Source organism: Pectobacterium araliae (assembly GCF_037076465.1).
Lineage (GTDB): Bacteria > Pseudomonadota > Gammaproteobacteria > Enterobacterales > Enterobacteriaceae > Pectobacterium > Pectobacterium araliae.
This window is the reverse complement of record NZ_AP028908.1, coordinates 2,501,158-2,524,970: the sequence shown is the minus strand read 5'-3', so window position 1 is coordinate 2,524,970 and position 23,813 is coordinate 2,501,158. Positions and strand designations below refer to the sequence as shown.

Sequence of the window (23,813 nt, the reverse complement as noted above, 5' to 3'; positions counted from 1 at the left end):
TGGTTTATTCAATGAGTCGACTACAGAACGAAATTAACTCACTGGTCAATCGCGGCGTGGATCGTCACTTGCGGATTGCCGTCACCGGGTTGAGCCGCAGCGGCAAAACCGCGTTTATCACCGCGTTCGTTAATCAATTATTGAACACCCACAGCGGGGCACACTTGCCGATGTTTTCTCCTGTGCGCGAAGAGCGTTTGCTCGGTGTGAAACGTGTGCCACAGCGCGATCTGGGCGTGCCGCGCTTTGCCTATGATGAAGGCATGGCGGCGCTGTATGGTTCACCGCCGGATTGGCCGACACCGACACGCGGCGTGAGTGAGATCCGTCTGGCGCTGCGCTATCGCTCTAAGGATTCGCTGCTGCGTCACTTTAAAGACACCTCGACGCTCTATCTGGAAATTGTCGATTACCCCGGCGAGTGGTTGCTGGATCTGCCGCTGCTGGAGCAAACCTATCTAAGCTGGTCACAGCAGATGAGCGGCTTGCTACAAGGGGGGCGCAGTGAATGGGCGAAACCCTGGCTGGCGCTGTGTGAGAAAATCGATCCGCTGGCACCAGCCGATGAAAATCAGTTAGCCGAGGTGGCGCAGGCCTACACTGACTATTTGCACCGCTGCAAGCAGGAAGGGCTGCACTTTATTCAGCCGGGTCGATTTGTGCTGCCGGGCGATCTGGCAGGGGCGCCAGTGCTGCAATTTTTCCCCTGGCCGCAGGTGAATAACATCGGTGAAACCAGGCTGGCGCAGGCGGATGAGAAAACCAACATCGGCATGCTGCGCAAGCGTTTTGACTATTACTGTCAGTCGGTTGTCAAAGGATTTTATAAGGATCACTTCGTGCGCTTCGACCGACAGATTGTGCTGGTCGATTGTCTGCAACCGCTTAATAGCGGCATTCATGCGTTTAACGATATGCGGCTGGCGCTGACCCAACTGATGCAAAGTTTTCATTATGGGAAGCGCACGCTGTTCCGGCGTTTGTTCTCGCCTTGCATCGACAAGCTGATGTTTGCGGCGAGTAAAGCGGATCACATTACCGCCGACCAGCACGCCAATCTGGTGTCGTTGCTTCAGCAATTGGTGCAAGAGGCGTGGCAGAACGCCGCGTTTGAAGGCATCGATATGCGCTGCGAAGGCATTGCGTCGATCCAGTCAACGCAGAGTGGCGTAGTCGATCATCAGGGGCAGAAAATTCCGGCGCTGAAAGGGCATCGGCTCAGCGACGGCCAGCCATTGACGGTCTACCCCGGTGAAGTGCCTGCGCGTTTACCGGGTGCAGCATTCTGGCAAACGCAGGGCTTCCATTTCGATCAATTTCGTCCGCGAGAAATGACGGTAGACACGCCGTTGCCGCATATCCGGTTGGATACGGTCATGGACTTTCTGCTAAAGGATAAATTGCGATGAACGAGCCATTAAAACCCCGCGTCACGTTCGACGATATTTCACCACAAGAGCCTCAGCCGCAGCTACGGGCCGGGTTGGCATTTGATGAGCAGAGCGGCACGCCATTTTCTCCGATCAGCCGTGAAGAAGAAGTGCTGGAAGAAGGCGCAGCGGAAGAGGCGATCAGTGCGGCATTGCGGCCTAAACGCAGCCTGTGGCGGCGTATGGTGATGGCAGGCATCGGGCTGTTTGGCGTCAGTGCGCTAGCGCAGGGCGTGCAGTCGCTGCATAACGCCTGGGTACAGCAGGACTGGATCACGCTGGGCGGCATTACCGCAGGCAGCCTGATTGTGGCGGCGGGCGTCGGCTCGTTGGCTGTCGAGTGGCGACGCCTTTATCGCTTGCGGGAACGTGCGGAAGAACGCGATGTGGCTCGCGATCTGCTGCACAGTCACGGTGTGGGACGCGGGCGCGAATTCTGTGAAAAACTGGCGCAGCAGGCTGGGTTGGATAGCGGTCATCCGGCAATACAGCGTTGGCAGGCTTCACTCCACGAAACCCACAATGACCGTGAAGTGCTGGAGCTGTATGCGCGTCTGGTTCAGCCCGTGTTGGACACACAGGCACGGCGTGAAATCAGCCGCTCGGCGGCGGAATCCACCTTGATGATCGCCGTCAGCCCGCTGGCGCTGGTCGATATGGCCTTTATTGCCTGGCGCAACCTGCGACTGATTAATCGTATTGCCGCCTTATACGGCATCGAACTTGGCTATTTCAGCCGTATTCGCCTGTTCCGTCTGGTGCTAGTGAATATCGCGTTTGCCGGGGCATCGGAGCTGGTGCGGGAAATTGGCATGGATTGGATGTCGCAGGATCTTGCGGCACGGCTATCGACCCGCGCTGCGCAGGGTATTGGTGCAGGTTTACTGACCGCACGTCTGGGGATTAAAGCGATGGAGCTGTGCCGTCCGCTGCCGTGGCTGGATGACAAACCACGCTTGGGGGATTTCCGTCGTGAACTCATCGGCCAGGTGAAAGAAACACTGCAAAAAGGGCGGTAGAGGTGAAGACAATGGTGTGCTCCCTCGTCATTTGTCGTTGCTTTTTGATGAAAACGTATGTTTTGGTCACTATCGGAAGGTATTCGAACCCTTGTCGCGATGGTAACCACGCCACTATCTTAACCCCGTATCGTTATTGACGTGGAAAAAACGTACAGATGTGTCAACTTTTGCTGCCACCTGACTTCATCCGGTGCAAACGAAAGGGTATTATCAGTAGCAATAGCCATGTCGTGTCTCTTGAAGAAGGTAGCCGTTGATGCATCTGGAAGTGATTTGTGAAGACCGCATTGGTATGGTCCGTGAACTGTTAGATCTGCTTGCGTCACGCAATATTGATTTACGCGGCATTGAAATTGCGTCTATTGGTCGTATTTACCTCAATTTTGCCACCCTCGACTTTGATGATTTCCGCCTTCTGATGTCGGAAATTCGCCGCATTGACAGCGTTAGCGATGTGCGCACCGTGGCGTTTATGCCGTCTGAACGCGAACATCGGGCGCTGAATGCGCTATTAGAATCTATGCCTGAGCCGGTGTTTTCACTGGACATGAAAGGGAAGCCCGAATTGTTTAACCCCGCCGCACTGGCGCTGTTTGAACAATCGGCAGAGGCCATCAGCGAAATGACGATTTCCACGATGATCCCCGGTTTCAATTTTGCCAGTTGGCTGGAAAAGAGCAGTTCCGTTGTGGCGGAACGCGTGGTGATTCGTGGTCAGGATTTTCTACTGGAAATGACGCCTGTCCGTCTGGAGGATGATGCCGGTAAAGTGGCAACGGCGGGAGCATTGGTGATGCTGAAATCGGCTGCTCGCATGGGGCGACAGTTACAGAACCTTGCTGTGAACGATGAAAATGAGTTTGATCACATCGTTTCTACTAGTCCGAAAATGCGTCAGGTGGTGGAGCAGGCGCGCAAGCTAGCGATGCTGGATGCGCCGTTGTTGATCGTCGGCGATACAGGGACGGGCAAAGATATGCTGGCGCGTGCCTGCCACCTGCGTGGGCCGCGTGGCAAGCGTCCTTTCCTGGCGCTGAACTGTGCCGCATTACCCGACGACGTGATGGAAAGTGAGCTGTTCGGTCATGCTCCCGGTGCGTATCTCAATGCGCAGGAAGGCAAGAAAGGGTTCTTCGAGCAGGCTAATGGCGGCTCGGTTTTACTGGATGAAGTCGGTGAAATGTCGGCACAGATGCAGACTAAGCTGCTGCGTTTCCTGAATGACGGCACATTCCGCCGCGTGGGCGAAGATCACGAAGTGCATGTGGACGTGCGGGTGATTTGTGCAACAAAGAAAAATCTGCTGGAACTGGTACAGCGCGGTGAGTTCCGAGAGGATCTTTATTATCGCCTGAATGTGCTTACGTTAATGCTACCACCGCTGCGTGAGCGTCCGGCAGACATTATGCCGCTGGCTGAACTCTTCGTGGCACGTTTTGCTGACGAGCAGGGCATTCCTCGCCCCAAATTAGCGGCAGATGTCGAACATTTCCTGCCACAGTACGGCTGGCCGGGTAACGTTCGACAGTTGAGAAATACCATTTATCGGGCGCTAACGCGGTTGGAAGGAAATGAATTACATATGCAGGATATCGATCTTCCTGCATTTTCGATTGATGTGCCACAAGATGAAACTCTGCTTGATGGCTCGCTAGACGACATCAACAAACGCTTCGAACGTTCTGTGCTGACTCGACTTTATCAATCTTATCCAAGTACACGCAAACTGGCGAAACGGCTAGGGGTATCGCATACGGCGATCGCGAATAAACTACGGGAATATGGACTCAGCCAACGCAAACCGGCGGGGGATGACGAGGAGTAATGGCGGCGCTTGATATATGCGCTGTGGCTCGGTTAATCAAAGGAGTGAATATGGATCAAGAACAGGCTCTGCAACTGTTACAGACGGCATTAGCCGACCCTGACGCACAGTTTCGCGACGGGCAGTGGGAAGCGATTGACGCGCTGGTTAACCGCCAGCAGAAATTACTGGTAGTACAGCGTACTGGCTGGGGAAAGAGTTCGGTCTATTTTATCAGTACGAAAATTTTCCGCGATCGAGGCATGGGGCCAACTATCATTGTTTCACCCTTGTTGGCGTTGATGCGCAACCAGATAGATTCTGCCGGGCGATTAGGGATTGTGGCGGAAACGCTGAACTCTACCAATAGAGATGATTGGGATAGCGTGGCGCAACGTATCATTAGCAATCAGGTTGATTGTTTATTGATCTCACCTGAGCGTCTGGCGAATGATTCATTTGTTGAAACGGTATTGCAGCCGATTGCCGATCGTATTGCCCTGATGGTGATTGACGAAGCACACTGTATTTCGGATTGGGGGCATGATTTCCGGCCAGATTATCGGCGTATTGTGAATATTTTGCGTCAACTGCCTGCGAATACCCCTGTTCTGGGTACGACGGCCACGGCCAATAATCGCGTGATTGAGGATATTCAGGCACAGCTAGGCAATATCCGCATTCAGCGTGGCCCGCTTATTCGTGAAAGCTTGTCGTTACAGACGATGAGATTGCCTGATCAATCATCGCGTCTGGCATGGCTGGCACAGGCCATTCCAACCTTGTCAGGTACGGGGATTGTTTATGTGCTGACGCAGCGTGATGCGGAGATGGTTTCTCGCTGGTTGAATCGCTCAGGCATCGTGGCGCGGCCTTATTACAGCGGTGTAACGCATGACGATTTTATCACATCATCTGGGACGGCTGATTCAGATGGTTATCGCCAACACCTTGAGTCATTGCTGCTGAATAACCAAATTAAAGTGTTAGTGGCAACGACCGCATTGGGGATGGGTTATGACAAACCCGATCTGGGCTTTGTGATTCATTATCAGATGCCGGGATCGATAGTCGCGTATTACCAGCAGGTGGGTCGTGCTGGGCGCGGTATCGATCATGCTGTTGGTATTCTGATGTCTGGCGTTGAAGATAGAGAGATTCACGAATTCTTCAGGGGGTCGGCTTTTCCCGCAGAGACGCAAGTGACTGAAATTTTGCAGGCGCTTGCCAATGCCGATGGCCTGACATTGCGAGGCATTGAAGAACAAACCAATCTTCGTCATGGGCAGATTGAGAAGGTCTTGAAATTTCTCAGCGTCGAGAGCCCCACACCAGTGATAAACGTTGACCGGAAGTGGCGCAGAACACCCGTTCCGTATGCGATGGATCGTGCCCGTATTGCACATCTGACTGGGCAACGGGAACGGGAATGGCAGGAAATGCAAGCGTATTTGGCGGAGACTGGCTGCAAGATGACGTTTTTGCGTCACGCACTGGATGATCGAGATACGGCGCCGTGTGGTCAGTGTACTTCCTGCCTTGGACGTCCGGTGGTCGCTATTTCGCCTAATACTGAGCTTATTCATCGGGCTGGAACGTTTATCAAACAGACGGAAACTATTATTCGGCCAAATATACAGGTCGCCGCTAATGCTTTTACTGAATATGGTTTTCGCGGAAATCTGGCGCAGAACTTGCGTGCTCAAGAAGGGCGTGTCTTGTCCCGCTGGGGGGATGCAGGATGGGGAAGGGGGGTGGCAGACAATAAATATGCGGGCCATTTTAGTGACGAATTGGTTGCAGCGATGGCGGAGATGATTCAGCAACGCTGGCAGCCCGAACCTGCACCTGAATGGGTTTGCTGTGTCCCTTCACGTAATCATCCTGCATTAGTGCCTGATTTTGCCCGGCGTCTGGCAGTACGGTTGAACCTACCGTTTGTGGATGCTATTCATAAAATACGTGACAATCAGCCACAGAAAGGTCAACAAAACCGCTTCCATCAGTGCCGCAATCTGGACGGTGCGTTTGCCGTCATCCCCTCGATACCAGAAGGTGCGGTGTTGCTGATTGATGATATTGTTGATTCTGGCTGGACGTTGGCGGTGATTGCCGCCTTATTACAACAAGCGGGCAGTGGCTGTGTTTATCCGGCCGCGCTCGCGTCTGCTTCGGTGAGTAATGCATGAATTTATCCCCCATGGCACAAGCGACACTGCTTTTGACCTGCTATTTCAGCAAGGCAAGTGCTGGCGATCTCAAGCCACTCACCAATACGGAGTGGGGGCGCTTTGCATTGTGGTTGAAAGAAAAATCACTGAGCCCTGCGGATCTCCTTGTGCCAGACTCTGCGACTCTGCTCAGTGGTTGGCATGATTCACGCGTGAGTGTTGCCCGAATTGTTCAACTGCTGAGCCGAGGACATAGTCTGGCTCTGGCAATTGAAAAGTGGCAAAGGGCAGGATTATGGGTCGTTACGCGCTCGGATTATGATTATCCCAAACGCCTAAAACAGCAGCTGAAAAGTGATTCTCCCCCCGTATTATTTGGCTGTGGCAACCGTGCGCTATTAAATGCCAGAGGGCTGGCGGTAGTCGGTTCGCGTAATGCTAATGCCATGGATTTATCGTTTGCAAGTCAGGTCGGTATACAGGCCGCCACTGAAAATATTGCCATCGTTTCTGGCGGGGCCAGAGGCGTGGATGAAACAGCGATGCTGGGTGCCATGAGTCAAGGGGGCGTTGTCATCGGTGTGATGGCCGATAGCTTGCTTAAGGCGAGTACAAGTACAAAATGGCGTAAAGGATTGATGGAAGGGCTGGCGGTGCTGGTATCTCCTTTCCACCCTGAAGCTGGTTTCAGTACAGGCAATGCGATGGCGCGGAATAAATACATTTATTGCCTTGCTGAAAGTGCCTTAGCCGTTCACTCAGGTAAAAATGGGGGGACGTTCAGCGGTGCGCAGGAAAACCTGAAGAAAGGCTGGGTACCGCTGTGGGTAAAGCCAACAGACGAAGCGTCTGCGGGTAACGCAGATCTGGTAGCTGCAGGGGGACGCTGGTGTGATATGGACTGGCGATCTTTGAGTGTTGCCGGATTACTCGAACAGGTTAACTCCGTGTCGACGTCCGTTGCTCCGGGAGGTCAAGGTAGCCTAGTTTTACGCGAGGAACCGCAAACAGCACTGTTGGAGCAGCCTGACTCGCAAAAAATCTGTGCTGAAAACATCACTTCGACGAGCGAGGAAAGCCTTGTTACAGCAGAAGAAACCGAAATGAATGTTCTGAAAGATAAATCCATCGATTTTTATGCATTGTTTTTGCGGGAGCTCAGTCGGCTGGCGGTAGAAGCGGTAAGTCTGGACGTACTCATAAACAGCACCTCGCTACACAAATCGCAACTTACCGTTTGGTTACAGCAGGCTGCTGATGAAGGTGTTATTAAAAGACACAATCGGCCAGTACGTTATCAATGGATTGCTAATTCCCATCGGCCTTAGTCAAAATAACAAAACGGCTGCTCGCGCAGCCGTTTTTCACGTAATGCCAGTATCGCTTACTTCAGTACAGCGAGTGCAGCATCGTAATCTGGTTCAGTGGTGATTTCGTTCACCAGTTCGCTGTGCAGCACGTTGTCGTTTTCATCTAGTACGACAACCGCGCGAGCGGTCAGACCTTTCAGCGCGCCATCGGCGATAGCGACGCCATAGCTTTCTTTGAACTCACCGCCACGCAGGGTAGACAGTACAACGACGTTGTTCAGACCTTCCGCGCCGCAAAAGCGAGACTGCGCAAACGGCAGGTCGGAAGAAATACACAGAACCACTGTGTTATCCAGTTCAGAACCCAACTGGTTGAATTTACGCACGGACGCGGCACAAACACCCGTATCGATGCTTGGGAAAATGTTCAGGATTTTGCGTTTGCCAGCATAGTTGCTGAGTGAAGCATCAGACAGATCTTTAGCCACCAGAGTAAATGCTGGTGCTTTGCTTCCTTTAGCCGGGAATGACCCTGCTACTGGCACAGGATTGCCTTGAAAATGTACGTTCTGTGACATGTTTGCGTCCTTAATTACAGGTGATTAACACGCTGCTCAGTTTAGGGCAACATTAGCAACATTGGTATAAAAATTACGATTAAAATTGCTGGCTTAGCAACGAGAGCATCGCGTTAAGGTAGCATTCGCTGGCGGCATCTGCCGAGATTGGCGGAAGCTCAGCGGTAATGCAATGGAGCGAACGATCAGCGCACCAACTTCCGAAAGAGCCGGGTGTGTCGTAACCGACACTCGAAACGAGTGGCAGCCTGCATTGTTGCGCCAACCAGTGACCCAATTCGGAACGCTGCGGGTCTTCAATGCAGGCGAGCGGCTCATGAAAAGAGACAACCCAGCGAGGATTAAGTTTCTCAATCAGCGTGCAAAGGGCTTTGGTTTCCGGCTCTGAACCTGCGGTTTCCCCCGTAGATAGCTCGACATCGCGTTCATCTGCGGCGCTATTCCAGCGGTATACCGTTTTCCCCGGTTGCCAGTTGCTGGCTGGAAAATTGCGATTGAGATCAACACCGTTAGCGTTGGCACGCAGGCCCAACTGACAGCCATCCGGGTTCACTGCAAGAATCACATGGTGGCGACGCTGCCCTGAAAAGAGGGTACGCAGCGCGCAGGAAAGTGCTACCACCGCCGCAGTTTCATCGCCGTGTGTTCCGGCAATAATCAGTCCACTTTCCGATGGCGTTAATTCGGCTGGGAAATACAGTAATGGTGCGCCCAGCAACGATTTCCCATACGGTTCGCCCAACGACGGCAAATTACCGCGTTGCTGGCGTGCCTGAAGAGGAATGATTGTGTTTTCCATAATATCGCCCTGTGGTTACCTATGCGTTTCATCATAAAAAAATCGGCCCGGAGACGCAAACGACGATGCCGGCGGACAAATTGCGGGGGTATCGCTGGATGATAGCGCTGATTTCTGACTATTATATTCTTCAATCAACTCATTATGCTTTCAGGTCAAATCATCATGCACTATGGATATTCTGCATTTTATGCCGCGTTGATGGCGGCCATGACAGGCAATGCTGTCGCGGCGCAGGTTCCGGCGGGAACGGTTCTGGCTGAAAAGCAAGAAATCGTCCGCCACATTAAAGATGAACCGGCTTCTCTCGATCCGATAAAAGCGGTCGGGCTGATGGAAGCTCAGGTGGCGCGCGATCTGTTTGAAGGCCTGGTCAATCAGGACGCCAAGGGAAACATCGTCCCCGGCGTAGCGCTGCGCTGGCAGACGAACGATAACCGCACGTTTATCTTTACCCTGCGTGATAATGCCCGTTGGTCTAACGGTGAGCCCGTCACGGCGAAGGACTTTGTCTACAGCTGGCGTCGTCTGGTCACGCCCGAAAACAGTTCGCCATTCTCCTGGTTTGCCCGACTCGCGGGGATTCAGAACGCTGAGCAGATTCTTGCAGGCAAAATGCCAGTCGATCAGCTTGGCGTGACAGCCGTTAATGACCACACACTGAAAGTGCAGCTCAGCAAACCTGTACCTTATTTTGTCAGCTTGACGGCAAATTTCAGCCTGTTTCCGGTACATCAGGCCACGGTAGAGAAATTCGGAAACGACTGGACGAAACCGGGAAATCTGATCGGAAATGGGGCGTTTAAACTGGATCAGCGCGTCGTTAATGAAAAGCTGGTGCTTACGCAGAATCAATATTATTGGGATAACGCTAATACGCGCCTGACGAAAGTGACCTTTGTTCCCATCAATCAGGAATCGAATGCGACAAAACGCTATCTGTCCGGGGATATCGATATCACCGAGTCATTTCCTAAAAACCTGTACCAAAAGCTGCTAAAAGACTTACCCGGTCAGGTTTATACGCCGGATCAGCTTGGCACCTATTATTACGCGTTTAACACGCAGCGTGCACCGACCAATGATGTCCGCGTACGAAAAGCGCTGTCTTACGCCATCGATCGTAAAGTGATTGCCGAAAAAGTTCTGGGCACGGGGGAAAAACCAGCCTGGCACTTTACGCCGGATGTTACGGCAGGCTTCAAACCGACGGAAAGCCTGTTGCAGCAATATTCTCAAGATGAGTTGGATGCGCAGGCCAAAGCGTTGATGGCAGCCGCAGGTTACGGCCCAAATAATCCGTTGAAATTGTCGCTGTTGTACAACACATCAGAAAGCCACCAGAAGATCGCGATTGCTGTGGCATCTATGTGGAAGAAGACATTGGGCGTTGATGTACGTTTGTCCAACCAAGAGTGGCAAACCTACATCGACAGCCGTAATAGCGGTAATTTCGACGTCGTGCGGGCGTCTTGGGTTGGTGATTACAACGAACCCTCAACATTCCTTTCACTGCTGACATCACACCACAGCGGCAATATCGCGCGCTTTAAAAATGCAAATTACGATCGCGTGCTAGATGAGGCAGGTAACCAGACTAACCCGCAGGCGCTGAATGCGGATTACAACCGAGCTGAGCAGATCTTGATGGATGAAGCACCGATTGCGCCGATCTATCAATATACCAACGGGCGCCTGATTAAACCGTGGGTGAAGGGCTATCCCATTACTAACCCCGAAGATGTGGCCTATAGCCACATGCTTTACATCGAAAAGCATTAGATCCCGTACTGACACATGCCGATTAGAAAATCGCAGAGCGGATAGAAAAAGAGCTGATAGCAAAAACCGTTGGAGGCAAGACGTGGAATCCTTTGCAGGAAAAGAGTTGCAACACAGCGGTGCGGTTCATGCGTATCAGTTGGATGGAAAGGGCGGGATCACCCCGATAGGCGAGCATGACGTCGTCAACAGCGAGAAACCCTGTTGGCTACACCTCGACTCTACATTGCCTGCTAGTGCTCGCTGGTTGAATAAAACGATCCTGGTGCCGGATAGCGTACGCAATGCGTTAACGGGGGAAAGTGTCCGGCCTAGAGTCACTCGTTTGGGTGAAGGCACGCTGATCACGCTACGCAGCATCAACTTGAATGCCAATGCGCGGCCAGATCAACTGGTGGCCGTTCGCGTGTTCATTACCGACAAGCTGATCATTTCTACCCGACGTCGTAAGATTCTGGCTATCGACGAAATTCTTACCGACCTGAAGGAAGGCAATGGCCCGACGGACAGCGGAAGCTGGTTGGTCTCCATTGCGGAAGCGTTGACCGATCATACCAGCGAGTTTATTGATGATTTGCATGAGAAAATCATCGATCTGGAAGAGGATTTGCTGGAGCAAAAAATTCCACCGCGCGGTGAGCTGGCGCTGATCCGCAAACAGCTTATCGTGCTACGCCGCTATATGACGCCACAGCGCGATGTATTCTCGCGTATTTCCGGCGAGAAACTGCCCTGGATGCAGGATGACGATCGCCGTAGAATGCAGGAAATTGCCGATCGATTAGGGCGCGGGCTGGAAGATCTGGATGCCAGTATTGCGCGTACCACGGTACTTTCGGATGAAATCACCGCCTTGATGACCGAAGCGATGAACCGCCGTACCTATACGATGTCGCTTTTGGCGATGGTTTTTCTGCCGACGACGTTTTTAACCGGGCTATTTGGCGTCAACTTAGGGGGAATTCCCGGCGGCGATGCGCCGTTTGGTTTTTTCACTTTTTGTCTGATGTTAATGATATTGGTTGGCGGTGTTGCATGGTGGTTAAAGCGTAGTAAATGGCTATAGCGACTCACGGTGAGTGGGGGCGTCGATAATCACAAACTGTCGCGAAGGGCTAAAAAACCACGCGTAAATTGAGCAATATCAACATTTTTTACCTTATTGTGCGGCACTATCATTCCCGCAGGTGAATGCAACGTCAAGCGATGGGCGTTGCGCTCCATATTGTCTTACTTCCTTTTTTGAATTACTGCATAGCACAATTGATTCACACCATGCCGACAGTTTTGTCGGCTTTTTTTTTGCTATTTTGGTGTATCGCCCATTTCTCCTGCTTCAGAACGCAAGGCGGCTACAGCCGCTTCCAGCTTTTTTTGGTTATAAAACAAAGATACGCCATATCCTAAACAACCCACAGCCAAAAGCACTTGAGCATATAGATAGGTACTATCGCCATATGGATTGGAATAAAACTCTAACAAGGCGGACAGTGCGGTGGAAACGCCACCAAGAAATACCCACGGTTTTACTTTTATGTTTCCCTGTAATTCCTTTTCTAACCGTTCAACGGTTGTCCTTTTTTGTTCCATCATTATACCTTAGGCGATAGTATCGAGCATGAAACAGGGCATCGAATATCCTGTACTTATTTTATTTCCAGCACGTCAAGGCGGGTCACTGATGGCGCCTCGTCATCGTCTTCCGGCTGCCAGCCGGCAGGTTGCAACGGTAACTCTTCACGGTCGAAAGCCAAATCACCGCCATCCACCACGTCGCTACCGTGGCGAATGTTTTTGAAATCAAACAGTGCATGATCGGCAAGATGTGAAGGAACAACGTTCTGCATGGCGCTAAACATGGTCTCAATACGGCCTGGGTAGCGTTTATCCCAGTCGCGTAGCATATCTTTAATCACCTGACGTTGCAGATTTGGCTGCGAACCGCACAGGTTGCACGGAATAATCGGATATTGGCGTGCTTCAGCAAAGCGTTCGATATCTTTTTCACGGCAGTAGGCAAGAGGGCGGATGACGATATGTTTGCCGTCGTCGCTCATCAATTTCGGTGGCATGCCTTTTAGCTTTCCGCCATAGAACATGTTCAGGAACAGCGTTTGCAGAATATCGTCACGGTGGTGACCAAGGGCGATTTTTGTCGCGCCGAGTTCCGTCGCGGTACGGTACAAAATCCCGCGACGCAGGCGTGAACACAGTGAACACGTGGTTTTACCCTCTGGGATCTTATCTTTCACAATCCCGTAGGTATTTTCTTCGACGATCTTGTACTCCACGCCGATACCATCAAGGTACTGCGGCAGAACGTGCTCTGGGAACCCTGGTTGCTTCTGATCCAAATTCACTGCGACCAGAGAAAAATTAATCGGCGCACTCTGTTGCAGATTGCGCAGAATCTCCAGCATGGTGAAACTATCTTTCCCGCCGGACAGGCATACCATAATGCGATCGCCTTCCTCAATCATATTGAAATCAGCGATAGCTTCGCCAACGTTACGACGCAGGCGCTTTTGCAACTTGTTAAGATTGTATTGTTGCTTCTGGTTAATTTGTTGATTTTCTTGCATTTTATTTGTGCTCGTTGCAAAAGGCGTTGCGGATGGAAAACGGTTCAGTGCAGACGCCAACACGCTCTGCACGATCATGGCGTGTATGGTACGGATTACGGCGACGAATGCCAGATCGTTTTACGGCGGTGTCATTACTTCGTGTTCGGCACCGATGGTTTCATGCTGTGAAGTTATGTCTCACCGTGCGTTTCATGTTGGCGCTATGTGCTCTTTGCTGTTGAAAATAAGAGATATTTCGGTGTATAAGCATCGTTTAGATTGGTTTATAGCGTTATGAACTTAAGGAAGAGTTATGATTTTTGTTCGTTCAGAAAACATCAAAAGTAACCACTGGTTGGCGAAGATAGCGCGTGGCGATTACGGCGTGCGGATAACATCGATGCATCTTGCTGTTGCGGTTCTGCTTGTTGCTATTAATTATTTTTTACTCCCCTATTTTGTGAACGGTAGCGTTTGGGGAGGATACCTTGTGATCGCTGCGATAGTTTTCTATGGCATTTATGTCGCGAATATTGGCATGGGATTTTGGCGTCTGGCGCGGACGCTCTCAGGAGAGGTTAAGACATTTCTGCTGCGCATTTTGGCTGCGGGTTGTGTGATTGTGGGAATCTCGGCGATCTTTAATGGGCTGGCTATCGTCTTTGCGTTACTGATGGTCTGAGTACATCGTTTTTTGATAAATGTTCCATTAATAGATGAATATATTGTGAGTCAATATACATTCTAATCCAGCCGTAATGTCATCTGCTTTTATATATTATTGCGGTAGAATTTCTTCAATCTTAGTCATGTTCGTATCGCCAATGAGTGGCTCATAAATATGGATTTTTACAATTATTAACGGTGCATTTGTAGATGTTATCGTGCCATTTTTTTAATAAAACTAGAATAAGTTATCTTTGTTATTACCCATCTTAAAGATCGATGCGTAGAAGAGGACTTAACGTGAACAAAACACGGCATTCGATACCGCATTTCGGCTCGTGAGTGAGGATTTTGTCGTCTTCTTGGGGCGGGAGTAAGAGAGGCATCTCTTTTACTTCACGATCGTAGTTGCCGACGTGGGGTCTGATGGATATAGTCTTTGTCTGAAAAACATTCTCTGGGTTATGGTGTAAAGCGTAATGGCTGAAGCGGTAGCCCACTCAAACCGAGGCCAAAACATGAAATTATTGCCATGGTTATGTACTGCTGCTGCATTGTTGCTGGCGGGATGCAGCAATCATAGTGAAAGTACGACGGCTGCCCAGCAACAAGCCACGCAGAATGATGGTGAAAATGTCGCTGTGCTATTGAAAAGCAGTTCTCCGATTGACGTTAACTGTACGCTGATTGGTGGGACGATGGCGGTTTCCAGGCAGCTTGATGGTGCAAGCGTAGGAGCCTGTCAGTTAGCCAATGGCAAGCGCTGTAGTGAGCAATCGCTGATGAATGGCAGTTGTCCGGCAGGGTGAGTGTTGCGGCAATCACCCTGCAGAGAGTAATTAAGATGTCACCAGATTCGCGCAAGGTGCGTTCTGGCTGATGTCTTTCAGGCTCTGTAGCGTGGTTTGGGAAATGCTGATTAGTGCTTCTTCGGTCAGGAACGCCTGATGTCCGGTAAACAGTACGTTGTGGCACGCCGATAGGCGGCGGAACACATCGTCTTGGATCACGTCGTTGGATTTATCGGCGAAGAAGAGATCGCGCTCGTTTTCATAAACGTCCATCCCCAGTGCGCCAATTTTTTGCTGCTTCAGCGCGTCGATAGCCGCCTGCGAGTCGATCAATCCACCACGGCTGGTGTTGACGATCATGACGCCGTTTTTCATTTGTGCAAAGGCTGCCTGATTAAGCAGGTGATGATTTTCCGGCGTCAGCGGGCAATGCAGAGAGATGACGTCCGCATTGGCATACAGCGTTTTTAGATCGACATATTCCGCGCCTAGTTCCAATGCCTGCGGGTTCGGGTAGGGATCGAAGGCTAGCAGGCGCATGCCAAAACCTTTCAAAATACGCATGGTGGCAACGCCGATTTTTCCGGTGCCAATAATGCCCGCCGTCCGGTTATGCATGTTGAACCCAATCAGCCCCTCCAGAGAGAAGTTTGCATCGCGGGTACGCTGATAGGCGCGGTGAATACGACGGTTAAGCGTCAGCATCAGACCCACTGCGTGTTCGGCCACGGCTTCAGGGGAATAGGCAGGAACGCGTACGACGCTGATACCCAGTTCCTTAGCGGCTTCTAAATCGACATTGTTAAAACCTGCGCAACGTAACGCCAGCGTTTTGATGCCTAACTCTGCCAGCTCGGTCAGCACCTCGCGGCCGCCGTCATCGTTTACGAAGATACAAACGGCCTGACAGCCAGCAGCTGTTTTGGCGGTACGCGATGTCAGCATAAAATCAAAAAATTCCAGCTCATAGCCAAACTGTTGATTGACCTGTTCCAGATATTTACGGTCATATTGCTTAGTGCTGTAAATTGCCAGTTTCATTAATCGTTTCTCCGAAAAATCCTCAGATTAAGCTATCAGAAAATCGGGCAGTGACAAACCATTACCTGACTGACAGTAACGGTTTGAAATTGAGAGGCAATAACAGCGTAAGAGCGGGTTTATCGAGACGTACTGAAAACGGATACGGCCTCAGACATCGTGGAGATCTGCTGTTCCAGACTGTTAATGGCAGAACTGGAGTGCGTAGCCAGAATGGTGTTCTGGCGCGTCAATTCATCAATGTTATTCACCGCAGAATTAATCTGCCCCAGTCCTTGTGATTGCTCTTGTGTCGCCAGGCTGATTTGATTCACAAGCTGCGAGACCTGTTGTACCTGAGCCAAAATGTTGTTCATTGACTGACTGGTATGGTTGACCAATTTATCGCTGGTGTGAATGTTGGTAATGGTTGTATCAATAATCGCCGCAATGTCTTTCGCGGCGGCGGCGCTACGCTGCGCCAGAATACGGACTTCCCCCGCTACGACGGCGAAACTTTTTCCCTGTTCTCCCGCATGAGCCGCTTCTACTGCTGCATTGAGCGCCAGAATGTTGGTCTGGAACGCCAGATTATCCAGCACGCTGATGATGTCAGTGATCTCTTTGCTGGAACGGGTCATGGTTGCCATCGTGTCCGTGACCTGACTGACAGCTTTCTCTCCTGCACTGACGGCCTGATTGGCATCATTCGCACAACGTGTCGCTAACTGTGTGGCAGACGCATTACTTTGGATCGTCGCCGTGAGTTCTTCCATTGATGACGCGGTGGACTGTAAGCTTTGCGCGGTATCTTCACAGCGCTGGCTTAGCGTGTAATTCCCAGACGCAATCTCGCCGCAGGCGTGGCGCAGTTCAGCCAGCTTGCCGTTGACATCATCGACAAACGTGCGGAAATTCATACCGGATTGATTGACGGCGCGTAATAGCATACCGACTTCGTCCACTCGATTAAGTTGAAACGAATTATCCGCTTGCCCGGATGCAGAATTAATGGCTTGGCATAGAATTTTTTCTAGTGGTTTTGCCAAGTGTTGAATTAATAATTCACTGGTTATTGTCGCGCCAGTGAGTAGCACCAAAACAAAAACGAGTAGCGGTGTGGTAACAGGAAGCGTCGTCAGTAAGAAAAGCAGCGTGAAGAGCATGAAAAGGAAAATGTAGCTTCGTATCCGCCAACGTACGGGGATGACGTTAAATAAGCTAAGAAGTTTTAATGGCCCTTTATAAATCAATAATCCCTGATAGAGCCGACGGTTTTTTAATTTATCCTCGTTCATGCGGCGGTAAAGCGACTCTGCTTGCCGAATCTCTTCCGGTAAAACGCGCGTTCGTACCGACATATACCCGGTTATTTTCCCTTCCTTCATCAGCGGTGTCGTACTGGCTTTTACCCAATAGTAATCGCCACTCTTGCGGCGGTTCTTGACGACGGCTGTCCAGATTTTACCCGCCTTCAGCGTTGCCCACATGTCGGCAAATGCCTGTGGGGGCATGTCCGGGTGGCGCACGATATTGTGGGGCTGATGGAGAATCTCCTCAAAGCCGTAACCACTGGCATCAATAAAATCGTCATTTGCATAAGTGATATGGCTATCGGTGGTCGTAACCGACATTAGCTTGGCTTTTTCATCTAATAAATACTGAATATCACTGACAGGAAAATTCTTACGCATTTATTGATCCTTTTAGTATAAGCAAGCATATCCCCGTCATACTTCAAGCTGCTTGTGCGTTGGCTGCCCTTACTCACTCCAGTCACTTACCTGTGTAAGCTCCTGGGGATTAATGAACCTCATTCCTGAGGCTCACCCTTTGGGCCAGCGCTAGCGCTGTTCAAATCGGAATGAACCGATTTGTCGCTCAGTTGCCGCCTTCACGCAACTCGAATTATTTAGGGTATAGATGTGATGTTTTTAGATCTATTAGCGAACGGAAAAGCGATTAATGCTCTTTAATTAACGGCAATATTTACGAAATAATTAGCGAGGAGACTTATGTATTTTCACTAATTTCTGCTGTTATTTTTTCTTCAGGAAATTAGTTGCCTGACTCGACCCGCTGTAAGCGCTCGTGCCGATGGCGAAAAGCATTCATTCGTTAAGTATATTATGACTCTGCGAATTTGCACTGTAGGCCACGTATGTTAAATGATGGGGATAAGGTGATGGACGCTCAGAGGTGAGCGCCCGTGAAAAGGAGGTTATCGGGAAAGGCTGAAGACTGAGGCCGCCTGTACCATGCTTGATATTTGCTGTTGCAGATGATCGGTAGCCGAGTGCGATTGGCTAGCCAGCGCAGTATTTTGATGCGTGAGTTCATCAATGCGGTTTACCGCTTCATTAATTTGTTCCAGGCCCTGAGATTGTTCCTGCGTTGCGAGGCTAATCTCATTCATTAAATGGGTGACATGTTGGACCTGAAGTAGAATATTGCTCATGGATTTGTGCGTGTGTGAGACCTGCTGTTCACCGGTGCGAATGCTGTTCAGCGTTTCGTCAATGATGGTTGAAATATTGCTGGAAGAGGTGGCGCTACGCTGTGCCAGAGAGCGAACTTCACTGGCGACGACCGCAAAGCTTTTACCCTGTTCTCCCGCATGCGCTGCTTCGACGGCGGCATTAACGGCCAGAATGTTGGTCTGAAACGCGAGGTTATCCATGACGCTGACGATATCCGTAATGCGTTCACTGGAACGCGTGATGGTCTCCATCGTATCAGAGACCTGGCTCACGGCCTGTTCGCCAGAGTTGACGGCCTGATTCACATCCTGCGTATAGATTGAAGCCTGAAGCGAGGCTTCCGCGTTGCTTTTGATGGTTTCTGTCAGTTGCTCCACGGACGCCGCTGTTTGTTGCAGGCTTTCTTCAGTCTCCTCACAGCACCGTGCCAGCGTGTGGTTACCCTGTGCGATTTCATTACAGGCGTTTTTCAACTCGCTCAAATTGGTGTTCACATCGTCCACAAAGGTGCGGAAATTCATGCCGGACTGGTTTACCGCGCGCATTAACATGCCAATTTCATCCACGCGATTAAGCTGTATCAGGTTGTCTGCCTGTCCGGCGGCAGAGCGCATAGCCTGAGCCAAAATTTGCTCAATAGGGCGGGCGACATGGTGCACCAGAAGTTCACCACTGATAAAACAACAGGCAATGAGCAGCGGAAAGAGTACGGATGCCAATGCTGTCCCCGCTAACAGCGTATAGGAGGCGACGAGTGGGAGCAGGCTAAAAAGCAAGAAATAACTGCGGATGCGCCAGCGTAGCGACATAGTTTTAAACAGGCTCAGGAAGCGCAATGGCCCAGTATAAATGAGCAGACCATGGTGGAATGTGCGGTATTTTAATTTACCGTTGTTCGCTCTGGCGTAGAGCGCCTCTGCTTGATGAATGTCTTCGGCTGATGCTGCGGTTCGTACGGACATATAACCGGTAATCTCACCGCCTTTTCTCAGCGGCGTGGTGCTGGATTTTACCCAATAGTGGTCGCCATTTTTACGCCGATTTTTCACAATTCCTGTCCAGATGTTACCTGCACGCAGCGTTTTCCACATATCCGCGAAGGCGGCTGGTGGCATATCTGGGTGGCGGATAAGATTATGGGGCTGCCCCATCAATTCATCCATGCTATAGCCGCTAACATCAATAAAGTCTTTATTTGCGTAAGTAATATGGCTTTCCGGCGTGGTGACCGACATAAGTCTGGTTTTTTCAGAAAGAGGGTGTTGATGATCGGTTACAGGGGTGTTATTACGCATAAAGCAGTCCTTGATATGCTGTGTCCGAATGCTGATTTAACATGAGGCATACCCACGAAGACGAATCAGCGGATAGCGGTAATGGTTCAGGTTGCTCATGGTTTTTTACGGCGAGTCGGGCAGAAGGAGACAATACTGATATTTGCCCGGGAACGCTTTGTTCATGATGAGATAACGCAATTTATTACAAAATATAACCTCAATTAAACATTTTACCACGAAAGGGGAATAAGCCTGTACGCACAATGGGGCAAATGTGAGGTGTATAGAATTATTTGTTAAAAAAAAGAGCGATTTGTGAATAAATAATCGACAGGTCAATACCGCACAGGTTTTTACAAATAGTTAACGGGATGCTTAACATTCGCTAATGATCAAAAAATATGCATTTCCAATGGTGTTGCTGCTGGTCACTTTGCTAGTGGTTTCCTGGCGGGCGGTGCCGCAGTGGTTGCCGCGCTTTGCCAATATTTGGCTACCGCCTGACATGTCTTTGGCTGTAAAGGCGTCGTTGGGCTGGCAGAGTAGCGGGTTACATAGCAAAGGTTTCAGCATTAAGGCTGGAGAGTGTGTATTGCTCGATGTGCAGAATATCACGCTGGGTTGGCATCGCTGGCAGTGGCAAGCTGATATTGATGCTGTGACGTTAAACAGCGACTGCCTACAATATGTGCCAGCGAGCCATAGCACTGAGCCTTCCACGCAACTGTCGCAGTGGCAAAAATGGTTGCCTGCTGGCGTTATTCAGGTGAAAAAATTTACGCTACAACCCTGGCAGGACTATGCCGGACAGGTGCGGTTCAGCAGCAATGGCAAACAGCAACAAATGCTCGATTATCAGGGCGATCAACTGGCGTTTAGGGCAGCGCTGAATGATAAACGTCTGACTCTGCATGAGGGCATGCTCACAACGCCAGCGGGGTTCGCGCGCCTGCAAGTCAGTGGCGAGATGGAACTTGCCGACACACTTGATGCCGCACCAGTGCAGGGGCGGCTCACTGGGAAATTGGATTCAGGTCAGACGCCGGACCCACTTTCGCTCTTGCTGAATTGGCATAATCAACAAGGTGACCTGGTGCTGAATGCGGCGAATGATGATACGCCGCTGATATCGCTGCCGTGGCAATTGACGGATGAAGTGATTCAGATCTCTGACGGCACCTGGCGTTGGCCTTATGCGGATCAGTCACTCTCTGGGCAAGTGGCGATGACATTACAGCATTGGCGACAAGGGTTGGATGCCACCACGATTAACGCGCGTTTGAATATGCTGACGCAGGGGCATAACGGCAAAGCTAACGCTGTGTTGGTACTCGGACCGGGTAATATCGGCCTGCTTAACAGCGAACTGCGCTTTCAGCTTACCGGACAAGCTAATTTACCCGCACTCTCCCTGACGGCGACGCTACCGGGGGTTTTACAGGGCTCTATTCTTAATCCCGAACTCTCTCTTTTACCGAGCGCACTGCTACGTGCCTGGGGGACGCCCGCGCCGCAAATGTATCTTGAAGAGGCTCGCTGGCCTCTGGCGGGCGTTCGGGTGAGCGCGACGGGTGTGAATGGGCGACTACAGGCGATTGTTAAGGCACGGGAAGCATACTGGGGGCGTTTTAACCTGCACCTTGACGGTCAGGCACAGGATTTCTGGCCGGATCAAGGGCAGTGGCAATGGCGCTATTGGGGCAACGGTCATCTGCCTCCGCTGAAAGGGCAATGGGATGTGGCTGGACGGGGGCGCTGGCAGGATACTCTGATAGAAGTCAGCCAACTGTCGAGTGGGTTAGACCAACTGGGTTATGGCATGGTGACGGTATACCAGCCTCGCCTGACGATTACTGAGCCGCTTCGTTGGCAACGCGCCCGTTCAGGCGAACATTTTCAAGGGGCGCTGCAATTCGCCTCAGAGCGGACAAACTTCAGTAACGGCGGCTACTTGCCGCCTTCATTGCTAACGCTGGTGATGCAGGGGCGCAGCCCGGATGACTTCCAACTACAGGGACAGTTACAGGCTGAAGATATCGGACCAGTCAAGCTGCGTGGGCGTTGGGATGGCGAACGGTTACGCGGTGGTGCATGGTGGCCGACACAGCCACTTAAGGTGTTTCAGCCTCTGCTTTCCCCTCTGTTGAAAATGAATATCCGTGCTGGGCAGTTTTATGCTCAAGCCGCATTTTCTGCCGCGCGTAAAGAAGGGTTCAGTGCTGGCGGACACTGGGTAGTGAAAAATGGCGGGCTGTGGCTACAGGATGGTGAAGTCAGCGGGGTAAATTTTGTCCTGCCTTATCGCCTGAAAGATCAACGCTGGCAACTGGGCGTCAGGCAACCGGTCACGCTACGAATTGACGTGCTGGATAACCTGTTTAGGATGAGCAATATCCGTGTCGATCTACAGGGCTTTTATCCCTACAGTGAGCGACGGCCGCTGGTTATGTCTCAGGCTGACATGGATGTATTGAATGGGCATGTCGGCCTGTCTACGCTACGCTGGCCGCAGCGGGAGCCCGCGTTGTTCACCGTTAAGCGCGTCGAACTCAGCGAGCTGACAACGGTGTTGAAACAAAAGCAGTTCGCGCTGTCAGGACGCGTGAGTGGTACGTTACCGCTGAATTTCAATCACCCGACTATGTTGATTGAACGCGGACGTATTACCAACGAGGGCTTCCTGACGCTGCGGCTGGATGATCAACTGGCAGATGAGTTAGCGAGTAAAAATATGGCGGGTGGTGCGGCGATTGGCTGGCTGCGTTATCTGGAGATCGGACGTTCCTATGCCACACTTGACCTGAATAATCAGGGAGAACTGACATTAACGTCGCGTGTGCAGGGGAAAAATCCGCAGATCAGTGCAAAGCGGCAGGTCATTCTTAACTATCGGCATCAGGAGAATATCTTCCAGCTCTGGCGAAGTCTGCGCTTTGGCGATAACGTGCTGGATACGCTGGAACGGCAGGCGAATGAATAAACTCAAGGCAGAATAATGAATAAAAACCAGACCGTGCTGATGTGTTGCACAGTGGCCTTTCTGACGGGATGTGTGCCGCGTATCGAAGTTGCTGCCCCCAAAGAGCCGATCACCATCAATATGAATGTGAAGATCGAGCATGAGATTCACATCAAAGCCGATAAAGAAGCAACGCAACTGCTGGAACGAGCGGACAATGCCGCAGGTGATGCGATAAAGAAAAGCGCGCCGGAGGGCGCGCAATAATTAAGCCAATTAAATCAATATAGATGGCAAGGGTAGTAACGATGATTCGTTATGCGGTGACCAACTGAGACAGTTGTGTTTTCGCGTCTTCGGTTGCTTTCTGCGCCACATCTGGACCGTAGCCGTAGCCTTCTGCGAATACGAACTCAAGGTCGGTCAGACCAAGGAAGCCCAGGAACACACGCAGGTACGGTTCCAGCAGGTCGGTTGGTGTGCCTTTGTGAATACCGCCACGGCTGGTTAATACGATAGCGCGTTTACCTTTCACCAGACCTTCAGGACCTTGCTCGGTATAACGGAAGGTTACACCCGCACGAGCCACCAGGTCGAAGTAGTTCTTCAACTGGGTAGGAATGTTGAAATTATACATTGGCGCAGCGATCACGATCACGTCATGTGCCTGCAATTCAGCGATTAAGTCGTCGGACAATTTCAGCGCTTCCTGCTGGCGTGGGGTCAGGACGGCATCAGACGGACGCAGTGCGCCGACTAACTCACCATCAAGAACCGGAATCGGTTGAGCGGCCAGGTCGCGTACGGTGATGCTATCGTTTGGATGGGCAGATTGCCACTGTGCGGTAAAGTGGTCGGCCAGTTGGTTTGACTGAGAATAACCTGCCAGAATACTTGATTTCAGAACCAATACTTTGCTCATTGCCAATTCCTTTAGTGATTGAAGTGGGCGACAACATAACGCCCTTTGATGTGTCACATCTTATGCGGTGCTTTGGAAAGTGAAAAGTGCAAATATTCGAGGTCTTTATTCGATTTTCTTGAATAAGACAAAACCGCGCGATTAGAGCCAGTTATGACAATGTGCTACTATCCACGACTTAAAAATTCCAGACCTTAAATCAGGTTAGGCTCAATCGAGCCAGATTCGGCGGCGAGTC

General features: G+C 51.0%; 19 protein-coding genes. 11 read left to right on the top strand and 8 right to left on the bottom strand.

Annotated features, from left to right (window positions below):
• Positions 1-11: 11 nt before the first annotated feature.
• The 5 genes from AACH44_RS11355 to AACH44_RS11335 all read left to right on the top strand — a co-directional run bounded on the left by AACH44_RS11355 (position 12) and on the right by AACH44_RS11335 (position 7,755).
• Positions 12-1,409 carry a YcjX family protein gene (locus AACH44_RS11355; protein WP_261848672.1) on the top strand — a complete coding sequence of 466 codons (1,398 nt, stop codon included), beginning with the start codon at positions 12-14 and terminating at the stop codon, positions 1,407-1,409.
• Positions 1,406-2,449, top strand: coding sequence for a YcjF family protein (locus AACH44_RS11350; RefSeq protein WP_261848671.1), 1,044 nt, complete (start codon positions 1,406-1,408; stop codon positions 2,447-2,449). Before AACH44_RS11355 ends, AACH44_RS11350 begins: the two co-directional genes overlap by 4 nt.
• 259 nt (positions 2,450-2,708) lie before the next feature.
• Positions 2,709-4,277, top strand: a complete 1,569-nt coding sequence (gene tyrR / locus AACH44_RS11345) for a transcriptional regulator TyrR (protein ID WP_261848670.1) — start codon at positions 2,709-2,711, stop codon at positions 4,275-4,277.
• Between the two features lie 50 nt (positions 4,278-4,327).
• A complete protein-coding gene (locus AACH44_RS11340) occupies positions 4,328-6,445 on the top strand; it encodes a RecQ family ATP-dependent DNA helicase (RefSeq protein ID WP_338659243.1) in 2,118 nt (705 codons plus the stop codon).
• A complete protein-coding gene (locus tag AACH44_RS11335) occupies positions 6,442-7,755 on the top strand; it encodes a DNA-processing protein DprA (RefSeq protein ID WP_261848668.1) in 1,314 nt (437 codons plus the stop codon). The genes AACH44_RS11340 and AACH44_RS11335 overlap by 4 nt, the downstream gene beginning before the upstream one ends.
• A 56-nt stretch (positions 7,756-7,811) precedes the next feature.
• Here the strand turns inward: AACH44_RS11335 and tpx are convergent, their stop codons facing one another.
• Positions 7,812-8,315: a thiol peroxidase gene (tpx, locus tag AACH44_RS11330; protein ID WP_005972398.1), complete on the bottom strand. Its 504-nt coding sequence runs from the start codon at positions 8,313-8,315 to the stop codon at positions 7,812-7,814.
• 79 nt (positions 8,316-8,394) lie between these two features.
• Positions 8,395-9,114, bottom strand: coding sequence for a murein tripeptide amidase MpaA (mpaA, locus tag AACH44_RS11325; RefSeq protein WP_261848667.1), 720 nt, complete (start codon positions 9,112-9,114; stop codon positions 8,395-8,397).
• Between the two features lie 165 nt (positions 9,115-9,279).
• On the opposite strand from mpaA, the gene AACH44_RS11320 reads away from it, so the two are divergent.
• Together AACH44_RS11320 and zntB are read left to right on the top strand one after the other, a co-directional pair.
• Positions 9,280-10,896 carry a peptide ABC transporter substrate-binding protein gene (locus AACH44_RS11320; RefSeq protein WP_338659242.1) on the top strand — a complete coding sequence of 539 codons (1,617 nt, stop codon included), beginning with the start codon at positions 9,280-9,282 and terminating at the stop codon, positions 10,894-10,896.
• Between the two features lie 82 nt (positions 10,897-10,978).
• A complete protein-coding gene (gene zntB, locus AACH44_RS11315) occupies positions 10,979-11,962 on the top strand; it encodes a zinc transporter ZntB (RefSeq protein WP_261848666.1) in 984 nt (327 codons plus the stop codon).
• A gap of 239 nt (positions 11,963-12,201) precedes the next feature.
• Here the strand turns inward: zntB and AACH44_RS11310 are convergent, their stop codons facing one another.
• Positions 12,202-12,489: a hypothetical protein gene (locus AACH44_RS11310; RefSeq protein ID WP_261848665.1), complete on the bottom strand. Its 288-nt coding sequence runs from the start codon at positions 12,487-12,489 to the stop codon at positions 12,202-12,204.
• Between the two features lie 53 nt (positions 12,490-12,542).
• Positions 12,543-13,478, bottom strand: a complete 936-nt coding sequence (gene ttcA, locus AACH44_RS11305) for a tRNA 2-thiocytidine(32) synthetase TtcA (protein WP_261848664.1) — start codon at positions 13,476-13,478, stop codon at positions 12,543-12,545.
• Between the two features lie 295 nt (positions 13,479-13,773).
• Between ttcA and AACH44_RS11300 the strand changes: the two genes are divergently transcribed.
• Together AACH44_RS11300 and AACH44_RS11295 are read left to right on the top strand one after the other, a co-directional pair.
• Positions 13,774-14,142 carry a hypothetical protein gene (locus AACH44_RS11300; RefSeq protein WP_261848663.1) on the top strand — a complete coding sequence of 123 codons (369 nt, stop codon included), beginning with the start codon at positions 13,774-13,776 and terminating at the stop codon, positions 14,140-14,142.
• A 502-nt stretch (positions 14,143-14,644) separates the two neighbouring features.
• Positions 14,645-14,935, top strand: coding sequence for a putative hemolysin (locus AACH44_RS11295; protein WP_261848662.1), 291 nt, complete (start codon positions 14,645-14,647; stop codon positions 14,933-14,935).
• A 30-nt stretch (positions 14,936-14,965) separates the two neighbouring features.
• Here AACH44_RS11295 and AACH44_RS11290 read toward each other — a convergent pair whose 3' ends face one another.
• From AACH44_RS11290 to AACH44_RS11280, 3 genes are all read right to left on the bottom strand, one after another.
• Positions 14,966-15,958: a 2-hydroxyacid dehydrogenase gene (locus tag AACH44_RS11290; RefSeq protein WP_261848661.1), complete on the bottom strand. Its 993-nt coding sequence runs from the start codon at positions 15,956-15,958 to the stop codon at positions 14,966-14,968.
• A gap of 119 nt (positions 15,959-16,077) precedes the next feature.
• Complete coding sequence (locus tag AACH44_RS11285) at positions 16,078-17,631, bottom strand: methyl-accepting chemotaxis protein (RefSeq protein WP_338659241.1); 1,554 nt, start codon at positions 17,629-17,631, stop codon at positions 16,078-16,080.
• Positions 17,632-18,158: 527 nt separating this feature from the next.
• Entirely contained in the window at positions 18,159-19,712 is a 1,554-nt protein-coding gene (locus AACH44_RS11280; protein WP_261848659.1) for a methyl-accepting chemotaxis protein, read from the bottom strand.
• 370 nt (positions 19,713-20,082) lie between these two features.
• Between AACH44_RS11280 and AACH44_RS11275 the strand changes: the two genes are divergently transcribed.
• A complete protein-coding gene (locus AACH44_RS11275) occupies positions 20,083-22,674 on the top strand; it encodes a YdbH family protein (RefSeq protein ID WP_261848658.1) in 2,592 nt (863 codons plus the stop codon).
• Between the two features lie 15 nt (positions 22,675-22,689).
• Entirely contained in the window at positions 22,690-22,920 is a 231-nt protein-coding gene (locus tag AACH44_RS11270; RefSeq protein WP_261848657.1) for a YnbE family lipoprotein, read from the top strand.
• A 49-nt stretch (positions 22,921-22,969) separates the two neighbouring features.
• Here the strand turns inward: AACH44_RS11270 and AACH44_RS11265 are convergent, their stop codons facing one another.
• Entirely contained in the window at positions 22,970-23,575 is a 606-nt protein-coding gene (locus tag AACH44_RS11265) for an FMN-dependent NADH-azoreductase (RefSeq protein WP_261848656.1), read from the bottom strand.
• Positions 23,576-23,813 lie beyond the last annotated feature (238 nt).